19 protein-coding genes are annotated in these 22,017 nt (G+C 44.4%); 8 read left to right on the top strand and 11 right to left on the bottom strand.

All coding sequences use genetic code 11. The features are described from left to right. Positions 1-294: 294 nt before the first annotated feature. From rpmH to SPUTW3181_RS21265, 6 genes are all read left to right on the top strand, one after another. On the top strand, positions 295-432 hold the full coding sequence (gene rpmH / locus SPUTW3181_RS21290; protein WP_006083827.1) for a 50S ribosomal protein L34: 138 nt from the start codon (positions 295-297) through the stop codon (positions 430-432). 15 nt (positions 433-447) lie between these two features. Then, positions 448-804 (top strand): ribonuclease P protein component, encoded by a 357-nt coding sequence (gene rnpA, locus SPUTW3181_RS21285; RefSeq protein WP_011791314.1) that lies wholly within the window; start codon positions 448-450, stop codon positions 802-804. Further along, on the top strand, positions 771-1,025 hold the full coding sequence (yidD, locus tag SPUTW3181_RS21280; protein WP_011070421.1) for a membrane protein insertion efficiency factor YidD: 255 nt from the start codon (positions 771-773) through the stop codon (positions 1,023-1,025). Before rnpA ends, yidD begins: the two co-directional genes overlap by 34 nt. Before the next feature lie 3 nt (positions 1,026-1,028). After that, positions 1,029-2,654 carry a membrane protein insertase YidC gene (gene yidC, locus SPUTW3181_RS21275; protein WP_011791313.1) on the top strand — a complete coding sequence of 542 codons (1,626 nt, stop codon included), beginning with the start codon at positions 1,029-1,031 and terminating at the stop codon, positions 2,652-2,654. Positions 2,655-2,761: 107 nt separating this feature from the next. Then, complete coding sequence (gene mnmE / locus SPUTW3181_RS21270) at positions 2,762-4,123, top strand: tRNA uridine-5-carboxymethylaminomethyl(34) synthesis GTPase MnmE (protein WP_011791312.1); 1,362 nt, start codon at positions 2,762-2,764, stop codon at positions 4,121-4,123. A 203-nt stretch (positions 4,124-4,326) separates the two neighbouring features. After that, positions 4,327-5,544 (top strand): site-specific integrase, encoded by a 1,218-nt coding sequence (locus SPUTW3181_RS21265; protein ID WP_011791311.1) that lies wholly within the window; start codon positions 4,327-4,329, stop codon positions 5,542-5,544. Here SPUTW3181_RS21265 and SPUTW3181_RS21260 read toward each other — a convergent pair. The 9 genes from SPUTW3181_RS21260 to SPUTW3181_RS21210 all read right to left on the bottom strand — a co-directional run bounded on the left by SPUTW3181_RS21260 (position 5,541) and on the right by SPUTW3181_RS21210 (position 17,394). Next, a complete protein-coding gene (locus SPUTW3181_RS21260) occupies positions 5,541-5,909 on the bottom strand; it encodes a helix-turn-helix domain-containing protein (RefSeq protein ID WP_011791310.1) in 369 nt (122 codons plus the stop codon). The genes SPUTW3181_RS21265 and SPUTW3181_RS21260 overlap by 4 nt on opposite strands. A 357-nt stretch (positions 5,910-6,266) precedes the next feature. Next, positions 6,267-7,226, bottom strand: coding sequence for a replication protein RepA (locus SPUTW3181_RS21255; protein ID WP_011791309.1), 960 nt, complete (start codon positions 7,224-7,226; stop codon positions 6,267-6,269). Positions 7,227-7,598: 372 nt separating this feature from the next. After that, positions 7,599-10,358, bottom strand: coding sequence for a conjugal transfer mating pair stabilization protein TraN (gene traN / locus SPUTW3181_RS21245; protein WP_011791307.1), 2,760 nt, complete (start codon positions 10,356-10,358; stop codon positions 7,599-7,601). A 96-nt stretch (positions 10,359-10,454) separates the two neighbouring features. Next, entirely contained in the window at positions 10,455-10,988 is a 534-nt protein-coding gene (locus SPUTW3181_RS21240; protein WP_011791306.1) for a FlhC family transcriptional regulator, read from the bottom strand. A gap of 2 nt (positions 10,989-10,990) precedes the next feature. Further along, the gene (locus SPUTW3181_RS21235; protein WP_011791305.1) at positions 10,991-11,602 is read right to left on the bottom strand and encodes a hypothetical protein; all 612 of its coding nucleotides are present in this window, start codon (positions 11,600-11,602) and stop codon (positions 10,991-10,993) included. Beyond that, positions 11,602-11,811: a hypothetical protein gene (locus tag SPUTW3181_RS21230; RefSeq protein WP_041408285.1), complete on the bottom strand. Its 210-nt coding sequence runs from the start codon at positions 11,809-11,811 to the stop codon at positions 11,602-11,604. Before SPUTW3181_RS21230 ends, SPUTW3181_RS21235 begins: the two co-directional genes overlap by 1 nt. Before the next feature lie 496 nt (positions 11,812-12,307). Beyond that, positions 12,308-12,562, bottom strand: a complete 255-nt coding sequence (locus tag SPUTW3181_RS21220) for a hypothetical protein (RefSeq protein ID WP_041408282.1) — start codon at positions 12,560-12,562, stop codon at positions 12,308-12,310. Continuing rightward, positions 12,562-15,966, bottom strand: coding sequence for a conjugal transfer protein TraG N-terminal domain-containing protein (locus tag SPUTW3181_RS21215; protein WP_011791304.1), 3,405 nt, complete (start codon positions 15,964-15,966; stop codon positions 12,562-12,564). The genes SPUTW3181_RS21220 and SPUTW3181_RS21215 overlap by 1 nt, the downstream gene beginning before the upstream one ends. A 3-nt stretch (positions 15,967-15,969) precedes the next feature. After that, positions 15,970-17,394 carry a conjugal transfer protein TraH gene (locus tag SPUTW3181_RS21210; protein ID WP_011791303.1) on the bottom strand — a complete coding sequence of 475 codons (1,425 nt, stop codon included), beginning with the start codon at positions 17,392-17,394 and terminating at the stop codon, positions 15,970-15,972. 227 nt (positions 17,395-17,621) lie between these two features. On the opposite strand from SPUTW3181_RS21210, the gene SPUTW3181_RS21205 reads away from it, so the two are divergent. After that, positions 17,622-18,479, top strand: a complete 858-nt coding sequence (locus tag SPUTW3181_RS21205; RefSeq protein WP_011791302.1) for a hypothetical protein — start codon at positions 17,622-17,624, stop codon at positions 18,477-18,479. Continuing rightward, entirely contained in the window at positions 18,476-18,871 is a 396-nt protein-coding gene (locus SPUTW3181_RS21200; protein ID WP_011791301.1) for a hypothetical protein, read from the top strand. The genes SPUTW3181_RS21205 and SPUTW3181_RS21200 overlap by 4 nt, the downstream gene beginning before the upstream one ends. A 414-nt stretch (positions 18,872-19,285) precedes the next feature. On the opposite strand, the gene SPUTW3181_RS21195 is transcribed toward SPUTW3181_RS21200, so the two are convergent. Beyond that, positions 19,286-19,555 carry a hypothetical protein gene (locus tag SPUTW3181_RS21195; RefSeq protein WP_011791300.1) on the bottom strand — a complete coding sequence of 90 codons (270 nt, stop codon included), beginning with the start codon at positions 19,553-19,555 and terminating at the stop codon, positions 19,286-19,288. A gap of 1,243 nt (positions 19,556-20,798) precedes the next feature. Then, positions 20,799-21,764 carry an integrase domain-containing protein gene (locus tag SPUTW3181_RS21175; RefSeq protein ID WP_011791299.1) on the bottom strand — a complete coding sequence of 322 codons (966 nt, stop codon included), beginning with the start codon at positions 21,762-21,764 and terminating at the stop codon, positions 20,799-20,801. Positions 21,765-22,017 lie beyond the last annotated feature (253 nt).

Genomic DNA, 22,017 nt, shown 5'->3' with positions numbered 1-22,017 from the left:
CATTTCACGCAAATCCTGCTTTATTAAGCGATCCACATTGATCTATAATGGCGCCCCTTTGATCTCGTTGAAGATCCCCTACACTACTATATGTAGTGTCCATACACAGAGTTATCCACATCTTATGGTGTATAGTGGGGATGGATCTAAAGCTACACTGGCAGAAATAACCCACTTACCGACTTTCGTTGTTGACGGGACCAAGTAAAGTGATTACAATTCGGCCTCTTTTTTGCCCTTACCTCTATACCAGAGATAAGGAATGTTCACTAATAACAAAGACGGATTGCCATCATGAGTAAACGTACTTTTCAACCTAGCAACCTGAAGCGCAAGCGTTCTCACGGCTTCCGCGCTCGCATGGCTACTGTAGGCGGCCGTAAGGTGCTTGCACGTCGTCGTGCGAAAGGTCGCGCTCGTTTATCTGCTTAATAAGTGGATAACTAGTTGACTAGCTATACCTTTACGCGGGAGTTGCGTTTGCTAACTCCCGCGCAATTTAAATCTGTATTCTCCAACCCCATCAAAGCATCTTCTGCTGAAATTACCTTGCTCGCTATTCCTAATTCGGAGCAACATCCGCGTCTGGGCCTTACTGTGGCTAAACGCTACGTAAAGCGTGCTAATCAACGTAATCGCATTAAGCGTATCATCAGAGATAGTTTTCGTTTAAATCAGCACGATATTCCTCATCTTGATATTGTCGTGCTTGTCAGAAATGGCGTGATGGAAATGGAAAACGCAGAGATCAACAAATTGATAGAAAAGCTATGGCGCAAACTCAGTCGCCGCTACAATGGCTAGCGACCACGTTAATTCGTGGCTATCAAATCTTCATTAGCCCTATACTGGGCCCTCGTTGTCGTTTCAATCCCACTTGCTCTCATTACGCCATTGAAGCAATAAAAGTGCACGGAACCGCGAAAGGTTGTTGGTTTGCATTGAAACGCATATTAAAATGTCACCCTTTACATCCCGGCGGTAGCGATCCCGTCCCCCCTAAAAATGACAGGTGTAATAAATAGGCTATGGAATCTCAACGCAATATATTGCTCATAGGACTACTGTTTGTCAGCTTTTTGCTGTGGCAACAGTGGCAAGCAGACAAAGCTCCTAAACCCGTTGCAACAGAATCGTCCTTAGTGGCGAATGTGGCTAGCACTCACAGTGCCGATGTTCCAGAAGCTGATACAGGTGTACCAGCAGCAGTAGCTGCGAGTAAAAATCTTATCACAGTAAAAACTGATCAGCTTGATGTACAAATCAACCCTGTAGGTGGCGACATCGTCTTTGCTGCACTAGTTTCACACAAAATGGAGCAAGGTAAAGAGCAACCTTTTGTATTGCTTGAGCAGACAAAAGATTACACTTATATCGCCCAAAGCGGTTTGATCGGTCGTGATGGTATCGATAGCAGCGCCAACGGTCGTGCAGCATTCACAACCTCTGCAACTGAATTCACATTAGCCGAAGGCCAAGACACCTTAGAAGTGCCATTAACCTACGTGGCCGATAACGGCGTAACTTACACTAAAGTGTTTGTTTTCCATCGTGGTAAGTTCAACGTAGATGTTGACTATAAAATCAACAACACTTCAGCAGCACCGCTGCAAGTTCAGATGTACGGTCAGATTAAACAAACAATCAAGCCATCTGAAAGCAGTATGATGATGCCTACCTACCGTGGTGGTGCGTTCTCAACAAATGATGTGCGCTACGAGAAATACAACTTTGATGACATGGCCAAAAGCAACCTGAACCAAGCCACTTTAGGCGGTTGGGCTGCCATGTTACAGCACTATTTCGTTTCAGCTTGGGTGCCACCCGCAACTGACAGTAACACTATTTTTTCAAGTGTCAGTGCTGGCGGTTTAGCGAATATTGGTTTCCGCGGTGCGGTATACGATATCGCACCTGGTGCTAGCCAAGAAATTAGCTCACAGTTCTATGTTGGTCCTAAAGATCAAGCGGCACTATCCGCCATTTCAGAAACCTTGAACCTTGTCGTTGATTACGGTTTCTTATGGTGGTTAGCGGTACCAATCCACTGGTTATTGATGTTCTATCAATCATTTGTGGGTAACTGGGGTGTAGCAATTATCCTGATCACCTTAACCGTTCGTGGTTTACTGTTCCCGCTAACAAAAGCGCAGTACACCTCAATGGCTAAGATGCGCAATCTGCAACCTAAACTTGCCGACTTAAAAGAACGTTTTGGTGATGACCGTCAGAAGATGGGTCAAGCTATGATGGAACTGTATAAGAAAGAAAAAGTTAACCCCATGGGTGGCTGTTTACCTATTATTTTACAGATGCCAATCTTCATTGCCTTGTACTGGGTATTGCTAGAAAGTTTCGAACTACGTCACGCTCCCTTTATGTTATGGATCCACGATTTATCGGTACAAGATCCTTACTACATACTGCCGTTGCTGATGGGCGTATCTATGTTCATCATGCAGAAAATGCAACCTATCGCACCGACGATGGATCCAATGCAAGTGAAGATGATGCAATGGATGCCAGTAATCTTTACCGTATTCTTCCTGTGGTTCCCATCAGGTCTAGTACTATACTGGTTAGTGGGTAACATTGTTGCCATCATCCAGCAGAAGATTATTTATGCAGGTCTTGAGAAAAAAGGCTTAAAATAAGCCCTACCTTTAGCAAAGCATAAAGTGAAAATGACACTAAAGGCGGCTTAATTAGCCGCCTTTTCCTTTACAGGGTATTGGTAAATATTAGTTTGGTGGGTATTTCCGTGACAACTGACACTATCGTGGCTCAAGCCACCGCACCCGGACGTGGCGGCGTTGGCATCATTCGAATTTCAGGTGACAAGGCAACTGATGTTGCCATGGCAGTTTTAGGTCATTTACCTAAAACCCGATATGCCGATTATTGTGATTTTAAAAATGCAACAGGCCAAGTAATAGACCAAGGCATAGCGCTATTTTTTAAGGGGCCTAACTCCTTTACCGGTGAAGACGTATTGGAATTGCAAGGCCACGGCGGCCAAATAGTCCTCGACATGCTGATCAAACGTGTATTGGAAGTTGAAGGTATTCGTATCGCCAAACCCGGTGAATTTAGCGAACAAGCCTTTATGAATGATAAGCTCGACTTAACCCAAGCCGAGGCGATTGCCGATCTTATCGATGCCACCAGCGAGCAGGCCGCCAAAAGCGCGCTACAATCGCTGCAGGGTGAGTTTTCTAAGGAAGTCCATGAGCTGGTGGATCAAGTCACGAACCTGCGTTTATACGTTGAAGCCGCAATTGATTTCCCCGATGAAGAAGTCGACTTTTTAAGTGATGGCAAAATTGCCAATGCACTCTATAAAATCATCGACAAACTCAGCACCGTACAAGCTAGTGCTAAACAAGGTTCTATCATTCGTGAAGGCATGAAAGTGGTGATTGCCGGCCGCCCTAATGCCGGAAAATCCAGTTTATTAAATGCGTTAGCAGGTAAAGAATCGGCGATTGTCACCGAAATAGCCGGTACTACTCGCGATGTACTACGTGAACATATCCATTTAGATGGCATGCCACTGCATATTATCGATACAGCAGGCCTGCGTGATACCACTGATACCGTTGAACAAATTGGTATCGAGCGCGCTTGGAATGAAATCAACAGCGCTGATCGCGTGTTATTTATGGTCGATGGCACCACCACGGATGCTGTCGATCCCCATGATATTTGGCCAGATTTTATCAATCGACTGCCCGCTAATTTAGGGGTAACCGTAATCCGCAATAAAGCCGATCTTACCGGTGAAAACCTCGATATGACGGAAGAAAAAGGTTATAGCGTTTACCGGATCTCAGCCAAAACAGGGCTCGGTGTTGATGAGTTAAAACTGCACTTAAAGTCACTTATGGGCTACCAAAGTAACTTAGAAGGTGGATTTATCGCACGCCGCCGTCATCTTGAGGCCTTAGATGTAGCCGCAAGCCACCTGCAATTAGGTAAAGAGCAATTAGAGGTTTACCTCGCAGGAGAGCTATTAGCGGAAGAGCTCAGAATGGCACAAATAGCCCTATCTGAAATCACAGGCCGTTTTACCTCAGACGATCTATTGGGCAAAATTTTTAGCTCATTCTGTATCGGGAAGTGAAGCTCGCAATTCAGATGAAAAACAAAGCAAAACCCTTCAAAGCATATCAAAGCAACTTACTGTTATTTAGGTGATTTTATAGTGAACCTCTTATAGTTAGGTTTTACTTCCCTTTCCACGATTTTGCTCCGTTTTGCTAAATATTGATCCGTATTTGCTCCCGAGTTAAAATTTTGGAGTAACGGGAGCAAAGCGGAGCAATTATGAAGGTATCAGTAAACAAGCGTAATCCTAACTCGAAGGGGCTCCAGCAACTTAGGCTGGTGTACTACTACGGTGTTGTTGAAGGTGAGGATGGTAAAAAACGTGCAAAGCGCGACTACGAACCTTTAGAGCTCTATCTCTACGAGAACCCAAAGACACAAGCAGAGCGTCAACACAATAAAGAAATGTTGCGTCAGGCTGAGGCTGCGCGGTCAGCAAGGCTCGTTGAATCTCACAGTAATAAGTTCCAACTGGAAGACAGAGTAAAACTTGCTTCGAGCTTTTACGAATACTACGACAAGTTAACTGCCAGCAAAGAGTCTGGAAGTTCTTCAAACTATTCTATTTGGATCTCAGCAGGTAAACATCTTCGGAGCTATCACGGAAGAGCAGAGCTAACTTTTGAAGAACTTGATAAAAAATTCCTAGAAGGGTTTAGGAAATACCTTTTAGAGGAACCGCTAACGAAATCTAAGTCAAAGCTTGCCAAAAACACGGCCTCTAGTTACTTCAACAAAGTCAGAGCCGCCCTAAATGAAGCGTACAGAGAAGGCATCATAAGGGATAACCCAGTCCAGCGAGTAAAAAGTGTCAAAGCAGAAAATACCCAGCGAACCTACCTCACTCTGGATGAAGTTCGAGCTATGACAAGGGCGGAATGTCGCTATGATGTTCTTAAACGGGCATTTCTTTTTAGTTGCACAACTGGCTTGAGATGGAGCGATATTCAGAAGCTTACATGGAAAGAAATAGAAGAGTTTCAGGATGGGCACTACAGAATTATTTTCAAGCAGACTAAATTACTGAATGCCGGAAACAGCTTAGTCTACTTGGATCTACCAGACTCAGCAGTTAAGCTTATGGGAGAGCGCCAAGATAAAACCGAGCGAGTCTTTAAAGGGTTGAAATATAGTAGTTACACCAACGTCGCTTTACTACATTGGGCAATGCTAGCAGGCGTTCAAAAACATGTTACTTTCCACGTTGGCAGACATACATTTGCGGTGGCCCAGCTTAACCGTGGCGTTGATATCTATTCTCTCTCTCGCCTTCTTGGGCACTCCGAATTGAGAACAACGGAAATTTATGCTGATATCCTTGAAAGTCGCCGGGTAACAGCAATGAGAGGCTTTCCAGATATTTTTGAAGATAAGGTAAAAGAGCCTGAAACTTGCTGTCCTCACTGCGGAAAATCCGTACCCCATAAAACACTTTAAGATGCCCTACGGCTGCGAGGTGAGCACGCAATGTAATTTGCAACATCTTGGTGAAGTTCATCTTGGGACTTCACTCTGTTCTTTTCCAACCATGCTTGAAGGTCTGAGCGCTTAATTAGCACCCGATTACCACCCGGCTTAGTAAACGATAAGCGCTTTTCATGCGTCAGGCGGTAGATGTATGAGCGTTTTGCTCCAACTAATGCCGCCGCCTCATCGACGGTAAGATATTCTTTATCAGATGGAGGTAAGTTTGATTTGCTGCCGTCACTCACCGTATTTTCAACGACCTGAGCCAGTAATTGTTTCATTTCTGCAATTTCGCTTATCAAGGCATTCAAGGTTTCATTCATGTCTACATTCATCAGCCTATCCGTTACACACCAGTTATTGATAGACCTAGTTTATGAGAGGTAGCTACCAATCCTCGGCTCTGGATCTGCCTTTTTAGGGCGCGAACAGAGTTATTAACACCTGAGCATGGTTCAACTATAGGTATCTCTATAGGATTTTTTTAAAGGCAATACCTATAGGTTTAGGGGGGGGGTAATTATGCGTGGCAAGGGGGGGTGATTATGCGCAACTTGTCAGTAGTTAGGGGGGTAATTATGCGTAAAAAAGGGGGGGCGATTATGCGTGGACAAAATCCAAAACCAACAGGGTTTTCCACAACTTTGCAAAGCAATAACATAAAAAAACCGGCACATTGGCCGGTTATTAAGTCAATTACGGTATGGAATCGGTGGGGGGCTGGACATCATCAGAATTCCGCCAGTCACTTTCTTAACTTTTGCATCCGGATAAACAGTAAGGACTCTCTTTAGCGCAGGAAGGAATACCTTCTTAAAGTTCCTGTCAGCGTCGTCTCCGGTATATTCTTGACCAAACTGCTCGCGCAAATTACGCCAGTACAATACGACAGGCCTACCGCTAATTCGATGTAAACGATCCGAGAGCATGGCATAAATATCCATCGCAAGAGCACTGCTATTAAGCTGATTTAGAGCCCTTAAATCAAGCGGTACAGCATGTTCGCTTAGCGTCGTAAAGTACTCGTGTGAAAATGTAATAACACCAGGCCATAGAGCACCTTGACCTTGATTGTCGCTGTTACCAATCCAAGCTTCAAATTTTTGGATTGGCTTACCATCGTAAGTGAACGCTTTATCAGCGGTACTAAAACCAAGGGTAATACTACAAGCAGATAACGCCAAAAGCTGTTTACGGAAGTTTGTATAGCTCCCATTTTTTCCTCCTGATGACTCCTTGCCTAGTTGTTTAAGGAAAGCACTGGCGCTATTGCCGACATCAATCTCCGGTGATTTTGAACGCAACGCTTGAGTATTCAGATATGCCATTACCAAACGGGGCATTGGCCCATAGGGAACCGGCTGCTGAACAAACTGTTTTCCATCCCATATTTTACCCGCTCGAATGTATAGACCAGCAGCACCGCAGCGCCTTTCAAACTCAACTCCATTTACTCTTGAACGAGGTAAACCGATTTGGCACATTATTGAGTGCATAAAAGTGAAATCATTGGACAAGGGTGGATCTGATTTAATCCTTACAGAAGCATCTATTAATTCAGACTCAGCCCTACTCAAGCCTTGTGGTCTACTATTATTTTTTACTTCAATATCTGCCTGATACTGTGAAAAAAGTTGGCTAAATGGCTTCATTACTGATCCTGCGTGAATCAAGCCATGCTTCCAACTGATCTAATCTGTATCTTAGTGTTTTATCTCCACTGAGCTTGTATGGTTTGGGAAATGAAGGATCGTTTGTGCGGATTCGTTGAAGCGTTGGCGCTGAAATCTTTAGTAAAGCCGTGACTTCGTGCACTGACAGAAGCTGTAGATGCCTGTGACCAGTGCTACTTTCGATTTGGATTGTCTGCTGCATAAGTTCCCCTAACGAATTTGATTGCAGGGAAAATTTTGCGGGATAGCATCTAAAAACCTCGGCTCTGGATGTGCCCTATTCGGGCGCGAAGAAGAAGAAAAGGACAATGAGAAAACTTTCACATGTGAAAGTTTTCTCATTGATAAACATCAACCACCATTTCCATCCAAGTCAGGGAATATTTCACGCGCTTTGTCGTTTCTAATTTTGTCCACATTAATCCCTTCCAGCCGCTCCATGATACGTTCTGAGGCGTCTTGTCGAGTACCATCAATATTAAAATCACTTCCAGCTCCCGTTAAAGCATCCAAGTTTAACGATGCGGGATCAGGAAGTTTTCCATTTTGCTGAAGTATCCCCAACCACTCGTCTAGGTTGACCTTACTCCAATCAATATCCGCTATTCGATCCAATGGAATTCCGCCGCATTGAGGTGTACGCGCATCACCAAAGTTAAGGCCAAGTTGTGGCCGCACTTGCTCTTGGATGATTCGAGAGAGTGGCGAGTTGAAACAGCAATAGGACTCTCGCTCCTCGACACATGCTCCCAGTACTTTGGACTTGCAGTAAGATCCAACGTATGTGCAGCTATTTAGTGCTCTTTTAGCATTCATGGTGAATTCCTTTTCCTCACACTTCCAAATCATTTGGATCATGACCATTGACACTACATAGACTGTGTAAACAGTCATAACGGTGCTTAGCATGGCGGCACCTTGTTGGCCGAGGATTTGTTCAGTCATTGATTCAGGAGCACCAGCAGGTACGCCAGCGGCTCCCGTCGCAGAAGCATTCCCTAGAGCTTCAGAAGTCAGCTTGGTAATTTGCTCCTTTAATGCGCCAATAGTCTCCTTGGCAAACTGTTGAACAGGCTGGAGAAAACTATCAACCGCTCCACTAATGTTTTCGATATAACTTGCAAAAGGCTGTGTTATTTCGGTCCAGCCAGACATTACGGGGTCTCTTAATACTTGGTATGCTCCTTTCACGGCACTGCCATCAGAGAGTCCCATAACGGCACCGTCTAGCTTAGGCACGGCCATAATCAAATTGAGATAGTCAGCAAACGAAATATTCGTCGGTTTTTCACAACAATCTGAGACACCACCCACAGCAATCTTGCATTCCCCGGCCTCACCGGCAAAAGCTGAACACATCACATTTTCTTCACCCGTGGGGTTATCATTACCATTTTGACCAGTACAACTCATATCCTGAGTCATGAACTGAGCTGCATTCAACAATGCTGATGCACGAGCGAAATCAGTGCTTTGTGACTTTGTTATATCGAGACAATCATCCCCCATACACCTAATGGGTCCGCCACATTGATACGTCGTTTCTTTCTCTAAAGTAGGTATTGATACGTCCGTTCCGCAGTCGTAGGTATCTTTAAACACATAACACTTACCCGAGGAACCTTCTGCTCCATCAATACATTCCGAACTAATAAATCCACACTGAGGATTATCCTCGTACATCTGGCAACTGTTAAGATTTCCACCAGTATTTACAGGGCAGTGTGTTTCACCTTGAGGATCTGTCCAGCAGTCCATTTGCCCCTTATAAAAGTCATAGTCGGCTTTAACTCGAACCTTTTTGCACAGCTTTGGAATGCCAGGCAAAGGTGACGGTTTGAGTTGGGATTCGCAAACTTTGACCCCGTTGATGACTGTGCAGCCCGTAGCATCAGTCGGGTCATCTATACAAGTGATCTCACCTTCTGCAAAACCATCTACAACCCCTTTTGCCGAATCCATGCAGCTTTGTGGAGACCACTCATCCTTGGTAATAGCTTTGGCAGGGTCATAACGGAGTTTAATGCGTCCATAGCCTTCACCAGCACCACCAACGGAAACTCGTATTTTGAAATTGACAATTCCGTTACGATTTTGTCTTTTGAATATGTTCGTTACGTCTACATTTGGTGTGCTTTCCCATTCAGTTTTGAGCTCACATTTTCCACCTGTTTCAGGGGGGAAGTTATTATTCGGCCCATTCCACACTTGTACTTCTTTACCAGGCTCTCCTACCAGTACCTTAATATAGTCATCCCACTTAACATATTCTAAGGTCGCAGAAATTATTGCCTCAGGGTTACTTACTTGAACGCTGGTCTGTTCTTCAAATATTTTACAATTCCCTTCCCAGTAGTTGTTCCCTACCTTACCAATCCAGAGTTCTGTACATCCTTCACCACAAGATTTGAGGTTGTATGGGCCATCATGGTGCTTCACAACTGAGGCGTCGTAGTCATGAACAACTTCGCAATCGGCGCTTTGGTCCACAACTCGCTGGCATCGCTCATACTCTGGAATATGCGCGTTGATGGTATTCTGATTAATAGTTGTTTCGGCAGAACAATCCCCAAAGCCACCTGCGATGAGGTCCATATCCTCATAGGTCTTTTTGCTTAGATTTAGTACTGGGTCATTACTGAAATCAGGGCGTGAGCGATTGGCCGCATCCATAAGAACTTGATATGCAGAACCTGATATTGAGGGATTGGCGCTGTTGGCGTCTTGGAATAAATTGGCTTTTGCCTCATTACCAAACTGATCCATAGCATCAGCATCACTGAATATCTGTTCTAGCTCCTCCTGAGATGCTGCATCAGGGAAATACTCTGCGGTATTTTGCCCAGGTTGAACTCCAGGAAACAGTTCATTTATGTTTATGGATGTTGATTGGCCATTACCAACTGGTAGAGAAATTTTACCATCTTGAATCTGAGCAGAGTTTTGCTTAACTCCGTTCGCAATAGATAAACCAAATTGTTTGGCATCACGACCAACAGCTCCGATGTTAGGTTCCTGATTACCCGCATAAGAATGTATCGGAAGAACTGAGATGGTTAAACATAGGAGCGAGGCAACAAACCTCGCCATGATGGGCGGCATAGTGGACATAGCATTTCTCCAGCTTTTTATTTTGGATAATGCTATGCCGCTCTCTCATAAAAATTAGCATCGCTATTTGCCCTTTTGCGGCATACGCGGCTGTATTCAGGCAGCTTTTGAGACCCGGCAGAATGGGCATTCAACACATGTTCGCTGATTAATTGACGTAAAAAAAGTGCATTGGCATTGCTCGCAATGCTCTATCATTGCGTTCCCACTTCTCAGCTCCGAAGCAAGACACCAGGCATCTGTAATGTCGAAGGGCTCCCATTTTCCTCCTTTCATACCTGGTACTTCTTTACGGATAGCGTGATACATCCTAAACGCTTTATTCAGAGCGCTAATATCTACAGAACGCTTAACCTTTTCCCCTCCAAGATTTGAATAGAGCTGCATTAAAAGCGATGCTTGAATTTTAGATGTCTGACTGTGGATCAGCGTCGCTCCACCACGGAATGTCCTGGATTTCTTATCCTTCACATCATATCCGGAATATTGAAGCTCAGCGTACAGCCTGCGAACTTGCTTATAAGTCAAACCAGTCTCTAGGATAATTATCTTTGTGATATAACCCGCCAATGCCATGTGCCTTGCCTTTACCCAGCGAGATAAAGAACCAGATGTAAAACATTCACTCATGATTATCTCCACACCAAAGATTGCTGAATCTTTTTTAATAAAATCGGCGTTGTATCGGCAAGAGCTGCTGATAAGAATTGATCGAGTACGCCAATATCAAATCTCAATGAAAATCTAATAACGACCCTATGCGATAACGACCTTAACTGGCTGTTTGAGGAGGCGGCGACTGAGGAAGCAAGACCAGAAGATACACCAAAAATTTGCATCGCCATGTCCAAGTTTCTACTAGCTAACTTATTAAGCAATAGCCAGTACGCTGCGTCAAAGTCGTCCACAACATTTTTAAGGCATATGACAGAATCGTAGCTAACGGCAAGAGTATCGATCACTTCCATTTGATCTGTTTCAAGTTTAAAGCTTAGAAGAACTCCACTCGCTAATTGTGAAAGATAACTGTCAGGAGCTGACGCCAATTTATTAACAAGATCTTCTGGAAGAGAAAAATGATTACTTACCTCGGATGGTGCATTGACTGATAAAAGCTTCAGTAGTGTCCACAGAGTCAAATCGAACTCAAAAATATCTTGGTCCGGCCTTTCTTCACTTAATTGAATGGCAAACTTGTCAAAGCTACCAATAACATCACGTTCTAGCGGCTCTAGCGCATACATCAGCAGCTCTCCTTAACTTTCTTGATGCGGCCCAGATTGATTGAAGCTAACGCCACCCCGGCAATCAACGCCAGCAAGGTAAACCCATATTGGCCATCTCTCCACGACGAGATAACCAAATGGGTAAGAAAGCCTAGAATAAACAACGTTCCGATTGCCTTAACGACTGTGTTTAATCGCTTTTCAGTTTCACGATCTAAATGCTTCATATCTTTCTCCATAACACACCTGATCTATTCAATGGTTAACTTTGTCATCAATCATAAATACCATGACTTTTTAATAATGCAACGCCAAATACTGTGTTTTTTTACAGTATCATTTTATGGTGCTATGAAGATTTGCATTTCTGAACGATAATCTATAATCGGTTACATATTAATCAGGAGGCGTAAATGAAAAAGGCGCTATTCTCTTTGTTTTTAATCGTAAGTTTGTTCTATTCGTACAAACTTCTTGGCCTATGGTCGCTCATATTTTTTGTAGTCGGAGTTTCTCTGCTGGCATCTTTAAAGATTGGTAAAAGAGCCAATCTAATCAGTAGTTCCGGGAGTAAAACGAACACATTATCTGGGCGAGATCTGTTTGCAGACGTCACATACAACCCTGCCACAGGATCTCCAATGGTAAGTGACGTAGATGTATCCGGAAGCTTCTATGGATTGAATAAAAACAAAGGCTCCTGAGAGCCTTTGTTTCTATTAATTATAGACTTAACGTTAACTGCCTATCTTTATATCTTAATAACGGATACCGTTGAGGCGACGAAAAAAAACCTATCAAAATGTGTTTATTAAGTTCCGGATGCTCTCTGATTACATTGTTCAACACCGAACCATCGACGATAAATTTTTTATTTCCACAGGAGATTGGCTTTTCTTTTAGCCATCTCCCTTCCCCCAGTAATATCATCACTTTAAGCTCTTTAATGGCGCGTCTATATTCAGCTCGTCTGCTCATTAACGGCCTCCTTTGGCTACAGATAAGTATCTTGAAACAGGCGCTAAATATCCGCCCGCTTGGTCTTTACCTGCCCCCGCCGAACTTTCAATAATCGCAGCCATTTTATCTGCCAATGCGTTATCACCAACCTCTTCTCTGAGATTTTCTCTTAGTTCTCCAGAGCGCGATGAATCGCCGCCCATCAACGATGCAGCAAACAATTCTGCTCCTGCCTGACTATTCAAACCATAATCATATCTTGCAGTATCCATTGCTATCTGCCTGAATTCGTCACCATATTGCTGAACAAACTCAGCCGCCTTTCCAGCTCCAGCCTCGCTTGCACTTGCTAATGCAGAAGCAAAAAACATCCCTCTTTCTCTAACAGACATTCCCTGTGCTGCCTCTGAAAGATCTGACTTACCGGTTAACCATTCTTTACCGGCTTCAAATCCACTGATTCCCACACCAATGATATCCCTACCCAGATTTGCAGCACCTACAGCCAGGAAGCCTCCAAGACCATACTCTTGCTTGACGTAATCGTCCCCTTTCTTTGTGTCCTCAATAAACTGATCTCGTTGTGCTGGAGTCATCTGGGCTAACTTAGACATTGATTGCCCAAAATTCTCTGCGAACCCATCTTTGGCGGCTCCTGCGCCACCCACAACTTGCTGTACAAAACGACCAGCGCCTTCAGCACCTGCAAACAAAGTGCTGGATGTTGAAGGGGCTAAATCAGATGCCATGATCTGTGACTTTAAAGCAGGCAAGCGGTCATTAAGGTATTCATTTCTGCTGGACCCATAACTCTGCTCAAGTTGTTGGATACCCTTTTCATGAGCGTCACGAACAGAATTTTCAGATCCAATACTGCCTGATTCAGCCAAAAGCTTTTGTTCACTGCTCATTCTTTCCGGTGCCGAAAGTGAGCTCGTATTTTCGACCGGTGAAATATAGCGCGGAGCATCCTTTACCAACATTGCACTTTGACCTGGTTGATTAAAGTCGATGCCACTGTTGCCACCAGTCGCCTTTGCTATTGCACTGGCTGCAATTGCTTGTTCAGATGGAGAGTTGGAATTGAGCATAGCAAACAACTGCCCTCCAACTATTGCCCTCTGGGAATCAATGCCTAAATCTTGGTAATGCTGGGCTTTTCTTTGCGCAAAATCTCTTGTCTCTGGCGATGACTGTCTAACGCCATCTGACAATGACTTACCAGCTGACCAGTTGTTCAGAACTTTGTCAGCTAACGCGCTAATATTATTGTTGCTAGTAGTCCCGATAGTTTGCTGAGCCTGAGATAACTCTTGGTAGGTTTGTTGCGAAGACAAAAGATCAGAACTGGATTGCATGAGCTGCTTTCTCTGCTCTTCACCTAAGCTCTGGGTAAAACGTTGACCTTTATCAGTGGAAACTTGACGAGCCAAATCACTCGTTAATGCTGAACTGTCATCTTTTGTAAAACCAAGTCCGCGAGATAAAGAGTCAATATCAGAACTAAGCTGCTGCCTACTATCCTGACTCTGTGATTGCGCAGATACATCTAAACTACCGTTCATAGATACCGGGTTAGCGGCATTTACAGCGGCACCAACCGGTCCTGTAAAAGCAGCAGCAAGTTTTCCGGCATCCACACCAGCGCTGGCCCGCATAGCAATAGCTCCAGCCACAGCATCCGTGTGAGAGGAATTTAATCCATGATCACGAGAGTAGTTCTGAGCGGCGGACAAAATACTTTTAGCCTGAGTTGAATCGGACGCTCTCAGCGTTTGTCCTAATGATTGTAGTTGTGAATAAGTCTGTTCTGAACCATGTCCAGAAAACACACTATTACTTAATTGATTAGCGAAGCCTTTCTGAGCCTGTGCAGTAGCAGCAGAACTACTGCTAAGGGCATTACTTACGGTACTTCCTAAGTTAATACTATCAACTAACGACTCACCTCCAGAGGTCATTGTTCCAGCAATTCGGGATTGATTAAATTGTGGTTGTTGACTCAAAACAGAACCACGGTCCACTAAGTCTGGAGACATTAGTTTTTCATTGACTGTATCACTCGCCCCCACTCGTTGAGCAAGACTATTGAAGGCATATACTGAGCCAGTTACTAACATCAACGATAGGACTGGCGTTGCTGCGGCCATCATTCCACCTATCCCTATCCAACGCTCAATTTCGGCCCCAGCATATGCAACACCTTCAAATGAGGATAAGTTCCCTGTGGTATATTTTGCGAGCGCCTGCTGCCCCATTATGTAAATGAATAGATTGATTACCGACATAATTGGCAACCAAAGTTGTACCCATATAAGCATTTGAAGATACTTACCGACCAATAGCAAACCTTTAGAACCTAGCACCATAACAAATGCGGCTATGGGCGTAATCGCATAGGCAAACCCCTCTACCAAGGTCATAAGAGGTTGAATCGATTTTACAAACAAAGACTGTTCGGCTGCATATTGCGTATTTCGCTGAGACTCAGCTTGAGTGAGCATGATTTGTGCGTACGGATCATTCATATCACTGTAGTACTGAGCAAAGCCACGCTGTACGATAGGTTGTAGAAAATTGGCTTTTATAAAATCACCTGCGGCCACATTCGTAACCTGCAGGCGATATAAAGAGTCAGATGTAGCATTCAAAGCATCAGTGGTAGACAACAAATAGCCAAGAGCTTGTTGCGAAAGGCCAGAATTGAAGGCAGTTTCAAAGGATTGGCTCAACTGAATCCAGCCATCTGTACAACTGGGATCTGTCGGGCCAGATGGAGACAGGAACAATCGGGTCCCATATATTTGTGAATCAAATCTGAGAGCTGTACGCCAATTCTCTGTGTTGATTTGATCCTCATTTGACTCACCTAATGAAAATTTAATTGCTGTGCATTCTGATATGTAGTTAGTCAGGCTTTTCTTCATATCAACAGCACCGCCTCCTAGAGAATCATTCCAGACAGTCCATAGTGCTGACTCCATTTCGTGATTTCTGAGCTTTGATAATAACTCTAAAGAATCCATGAACTTTGATTCAGTCACACTCGCGACAGGGCTATATGCAACCTCAAAGAGTTTTGTGAGACCAAATCCAACGCTTGAGATTATAGAACCAGCGGCGGCTGGACCAACAGGTACGTTATCCACTACTCGCACTTGTCCGTTGTACGCGTCCTCAATAGTTACCGTAACGCCGGTTCCAAAGGAAATGGCATACACTAGCCAACAAGCAAAAACTTGATGTAAATCCCAGGATTTAGCGCCCTGGAATAACGACTGAAATGAGATGATAAGAGCGCCAATTAAAAGGCCAATACTTACCATGCGTTCAAAATCACCGGTGCCTGTAGCCATCGCCACAGCAATCATTATTTGCTCTAGAAATGCGGCATCACCGACGGAATAAATACTAAAATCCATTAGTTACTCCTTTTTCCCTGATGCTTGGGCCGCAAGTAAAAGCCGCTGCTTTTTTGTGACATCGAGTAAGCTGTTGTAATACCCCATCAGATCACTTAGCTTCCCGTGTCTCACAATTAATTGGTCATACTCTTGTCTGACAACAGCACGAGAAGCATCAAGTACATCAACAGCTTTTTGTTGATAGGCATTATCACTGTTAGCTAACGCAATAGTTGTTGCCCGGTATATCTCCTCAATAAACCTGTAGGTTATATCTAGCGCTATGATGGTCTGTGCTTGCTGAGCAAACTGCTCTGCTGTATCACTGGAAACAGCTGAAAGATTTCGGAAAAGTGAGCCAAAGCTACTGGGGAGATTTGATACAAAAGCTATCTCGGCAGAACTTAAAGCCCCAACATTGTTTGCATATTTATAAATCAATCCAGGTGAAGAATCAGAACCAAGAAGTAAATCTGACATTTGATTGCCAATACCCCTGAGCTGAACACTCTTCAGCTCAGAACCAGCAGAAATACAGTTAACCGTATCACTGTCACATGAATAAACTTTAACAGAGCCACCTGAAATGAGATCTCCAAGGGTAATTCGATTCCCCGGTAAGGTGACGATGGGATTAGTACTGTTGTTTGCTCCAGCAAGATTTGGATCATTAATTAAATCACCAATGACAACGGCACCAGTTATAGACATCATGGCTTCAAGCAGGCTGCTATCCCCGTACTGGAACCATGAACTTACACTATTCTTTTTGAGTTGCTTCCAGACAATATTACCTATCATCTCTTGGTAGGCCTGTGGCGAGTTGTCTTTCAGAGTCTTGATTGCCGTTTGTCCATCCGTTTCCTGCGTTGCAGAAAACATGTCTTCAAATAAGCCTTTGGTCGATGCTTTTGTACGAGTATCGTTTTTTAGTTTTGTGTCAAAAGCACTTAGTGAATCGTTAACAATACCCTGAGCTAACTGACAAGAATTGCCTAAATGTTGGTTCAAAGCCTGAACTTTTTTCTGAAAGTTTTCTATCCATTTGGCACCATCAGGAAAAACATTATCCAGAGCTAGTTGAAAAGCATAGCCCTTTGCATTTGCTGCCACAGCTCGCATCAGTTGAACAATCTGATCTGCATTCACAAACGATAAAGAACCACCGAATAGATCAACGCCACCACACCCAGCTTTCCAAGATGGAGGGACAAAGCTAACTAGGTTTTCATCAAAAATACGCGCTTTGGTGGTCACACGCCCACCCGCAATAACTCCACGGCGTTGTGTCTCATGAATACCAGGTCTGGTTGTATTACTCATTTCATTGAATAGTCTATCCATCTCGGACTGAAGTCCTTCAGCCGAGGCATGAGTGGCGACGACAGAGAAGATGATTAAACAAGAGGCAGATAGTGTTCTAATGTAAGGGGGAGAGACTCTCATACTGTTGCTCCAATAGGTTTCGTGTCACCCGAAAGCCTACCGAGCAAATGAGTACAAACCGAACTGCCAAACTGTCCAATTTGGGCAACCCAAATAAAACTTCCACATGTGAAATGTCGGTAACTTTGTCACGTCCGTACAAACTTATGATTTTTAAAAAGTTTTACTTAACCCTTGTTGCATTTTCACAAACCAATGGCACTCTATTTCTAAAAGAGGAGCTTTAAATGAAAATGAATATGTCAACTTCCGTAAGTTCAGCTACAGCCTTGTTCGCCGCCATTATGCTCGCAGGCTGTGCTACAACCCCAAAATCCTATAATCCAGAGATGTCCAGAGCGCTAAACTTGGCAAGAGCTGGAGGTATTTATGACCAAGATCTGAGAGACTCAGAAGATGGGCTGAACTCATATAAACAGTCTCTATTGATGAAAGCGCTAAATATCACAAGCCTGGCCTCATCGCTTGATGCTCCATTAAGAGGATTGAACGGTCAGCAAACTCTCATGTTTAACACTGCAAGCATTCTTACATCACCGGATAACCCATCCGCTAGGCCAAGTTTGATGGCATGGATGCCTGCATCAATGGCTAAATCCTCAGAAGAAGCTTATAGCAACTATATAAACCTAATTGATAATGCCGTTGCGGTAGCAGCGAAATCTATGAACCTGGATTTAACTAAAATAGTGGAAAGTACGGCGCCTAAGATTGATGGAAACCCCTTAATTATGTGGGCAGTAACGGCTCCGCAATTTGGCTGTGATGGCTCAAACTGCGTAATTGCATACAACGTTACAATGCCGAATCCTTGGAAAACACCAGCCTTTGTGGGCAGTGGTAATATTGATAGCTTTAATCTGGCTGCTAATAACACAACCAAATATTCTCGATTGATTTTCTCCCAGGTCAGCGACGTGAAATCATTTCCAATGGACGATTTTTACAAAAGTACGAGCCGAGCGCTGCCGGAATGGGCAGTCATATATTTCCCGCCCAATAGTGTGTTCCAGGATGGTAAAGCTTTGCCATATCCAGTTATCTATGAAAAAGGCCAGCAATTGCTATTCAGGAAGGCACAATGAGTCTGTGGCATGAAGAACTGGAGCTGGCTTTGCTAAATCTGGAGGATTCAAAAGCCAGTTGTGATGTGATGACTTACGTGATCAGCCACATTCTAGCCAAATCAGACATTCCACATCAGTGCAGAGTAGGGTTTGTTGAAACAGTGCATAGCAAGACACAAATCAATCCGCATTGCTGGATAGAGCTAAAGGATGGATGGGGTATAGATCTGACTTTACGCCGGTGGTTGGGTGACGAGGACCGATGGCCGCATGGAGTATTTAGGCTTTCAGACTATCCACAGGTTCAATTCTGGGGAACGCCCCTGTTTGCTCCGAAACTAGACGATGAGGAAATTAACGCTATGTCCGATCATCTAATTGAAACAGTAAAAATACCAGTTTGTTGCTGAATTATTCAGCATTGATAACAGGGCCGTTTAATACACATATAATTATTGTTCAGAGCGGTTTTGATTGTGTTTGTTGTATAAATACAAACTTCCGAACGTCACAATGGTAAAAAATGCGAGCAAACTTAACATTGCAATAGTAAAGGCATCCACGGAACTGAACCTCTCTTGTAAAACCTTATATACTTAGAGTCTAACTAAACTAGCGAGATTTACCAGTGGCAAAAACACTAGACCAGATCTTGGAGCAGGAGAAGCCAGAAATTGTAGCCGAGGCCAGACGCAAGGCGTCAGAGATGCTCCGCCTCTTGGATGAGCAAACGGCCAAGCAGGATCATGAAACCGATTCAGTAGATTCCTATCCCCAGAAGTAGCAAAGGGCCAGACAAGCTGGCCCTTTGCTTTTCTCAGTAATTACATCACTAAGTACGGTTCATCGTTGTCGCTTTCAGCTATCGTCAAGTCAATAGTGAAAGTGATATCGATGCGCTCAACAGTCCGATTACACTCACGAGCATACTCATCCTGCAGGCTTTTAAACATCGCTTCAGCTTCATCATGAGAAGTAGCTTCTACTGTTTCAACAGCCAACTCACCTTCTTTTTCAGTGTAGTTAACCCCACGATAATACACGCGGCCACACACATCGAATTGATGGATCTCTGTTTGATTTTGTCCCAACATATTAATTCTCCGAAAGTTTAATAGCCGGGACTTAGCCCAACCGGGCAAAGTACCCGGTTGGGTTATTTAATTAGGGATTAGGCTTCAGGTATGTTGCGTATAGTGAAGGACTCACAAACACCATGCCCGTAAAGCACTGCATTTCCCTGGGGGTTTTGTTCCAAAAACTTGCGCGTGGCTTTGAGAGCTGCCCTATAACCAGCATCAGAAGGCTGATACTCTCGAGTTCGCTTCTTTTGGTTTGATAGAATCAGTCGATACATTAAATCTCCCTCATCTTTGAGCTGACAATAATTTCCTGGTGGAACCTATTACAGCGCGTTCTGCAACCAGCTCACCCTCAAGCGGAGCGCATTCGACAGCATCGGAGACTCCAGGTTGATTGCTACCGGAGGTAGCTTTCAACCATTCACCACACAATGAACTGCTATTAGTTACCAATGGACTGACGACCCGTACGGGCCGCGTTTTTCTCAATGATCGATATGCAAGAATCGAAGCCTTATTTAGTAGTTTGGCGACAATGGTAGCCCCGAAAGCAATAACGCCCACGGTAACAATCATGATCAAAACGAACGTAGAAAAGTACATAAACACCTCCAATTAGTTGGAATTGAAGGGGTTACACCGCATAACCGGTGAACCCCGGTTACGGGATAAATTGATAAAATGCTGTTTGTTTTTGGCGACCAGCTATCGCACATACTCAGCACGGGGCTGAAGTTGATTCAAATTTAACAGCTCAGTTCTGAATCGACACGCGCTGTATTGGCCCTTTTTGGGCACAATTAAACAATGCAGGAACTATTTTTATTATGCAGAAGTCCCCATTCCACCTGCTTTTTATCGTAATTACGATAATTATGATAATACGGTAATTACAAACGGTAATGCGGCGAACGGAAGGTCTGATTAAGGAATATGACATAGGCATAGATGGCTTTTAATCAGCAGAGCCGGTGTTTTTTGGGCGTGGAGGCTCTCCGGGACGGTTAAGCAATTCCCACAAGAGTCGGAACGCATAAAAATGATCCCGTAATGTCGTTGTACTCAATCCTTGGTGCCTAGTGTAATACCGGTGGATATGAGCTCTTCCAATTTGCGATGGTGCGTTGACTCCTTTTTCATTGGCGGCAATATCGTTTAGAGCCGCAATTAGCCTTTTTACCATAGCTCGCCGAGCCGTCTTCCCTCCATGTCGCACATAAACATGGCTTCTTTCTCTTACCCATTTTTCCATCAATTACCCCAAATAACTATTTGTCACATCGATGCGACCGTGACCCAATTCCAAAGCCACTTCAGATCTGATTTCTTTGTCCAGCATTTTGGCGTGAGCTATTGATACTCCAAGTTCTTTGGCTAAATATTCATAGTGCTCTCGCCCATGTTTAACACCTGCTTTTACCGGGCAATCAGCACGCATCAAAGTTTTGTAGCGCGTTTGAGCGTAGTGGTGCCGTTCGCCGTGGAAGTTCACCGGATGGCGGCCGATCTCCCGGTAGGCTTCTTGCCGAAACTCACGATAATTCTTCTCTGCGGGGATCATGCTGCGGCCATCCTGTATGGCGGCGGCTCGCAGGAGTGCCGTAATTTGAGCATCACTGGTGATCGGAACAGTGCGCGCCCGGCCACCTTTGGTGCCATCTTTTATGCTCACGGAGCCAGTTTTCTCGGCCTCTCTTAGTGCTCTGGCTGCATCCAGCTTGGCCGATTCCTCGAACCGCAGACCGAAATTACGCTGTAGTTCCAGCAAAGCCCCAAGGCGCTCGGAGGCTGCCCCCATTGCGGCATTATGGGAAGCTTCCGAAACACTTCGGTCGCCAGTGGCGATACCTGAGCGCTTTGGAAGTCCCCCCTCGGAGACAGGATCTACACGTACCTGTCGGTCGCCACGCGCAATCTCCATCACCCGATTCACTGCGCTCAGGTAGTTCTGCGCCGTGGATGGCGCAATTTCTCCCCGCTCGTAGCGATCATTAAGGTGCGCCGCATAAGCGACCAAATGAGCCTTTTCTATGTCCCGCATGTCCTTTATGCCCTGTTCGGACTTAATCCAAGCGCTAAAAACGCTCCATCGGTCATGAATAGTGGCTATGGACTGAAAACTCTTCATCCCCTCCTTGAGAGCGTTCAGGGCTGCCTTGTTTATATCTCGACTACGAAGACCAAAATTCCGTGAATCCGGATTAGTCCGCTCTGAACGCATTGATCCCCCTAACTCTGTTAATCAAAATTGTTACTTTGTTGGCCCGTCCGTATCCGGTGGTAAGTGAAACGCAGTTTTTTAATTAGCTCTGCATGCTAAGGCCAACGTTGGGATCTTGCCCAAACACAGGACAGTTAAACCCGATGTCCACGGTCATTAATTACGAATTGTACTGCTATGGAGCGAACTGCTCATTCCATTGGCTGGTCTGTTCCGACGGAACAAACTGCCAGCAGATCCGGCTGGTACTGTC

The sequence above is a fragment of the Shewanella sp. W3-18-1 genome (assembly GCF_000015185.1).
Classification (GTDB): domain Bacteria; phylum Pseudomonadota; class Gammaproteobacteria; order Enterobacterales; family Shewanellaceae; genus Shewanella; species Shewanella putrefaciens.
Note: the sequence above shows the minus strand (reverse complement) of the source record. Positions and strands in the feature narration are given on the sequence as shown.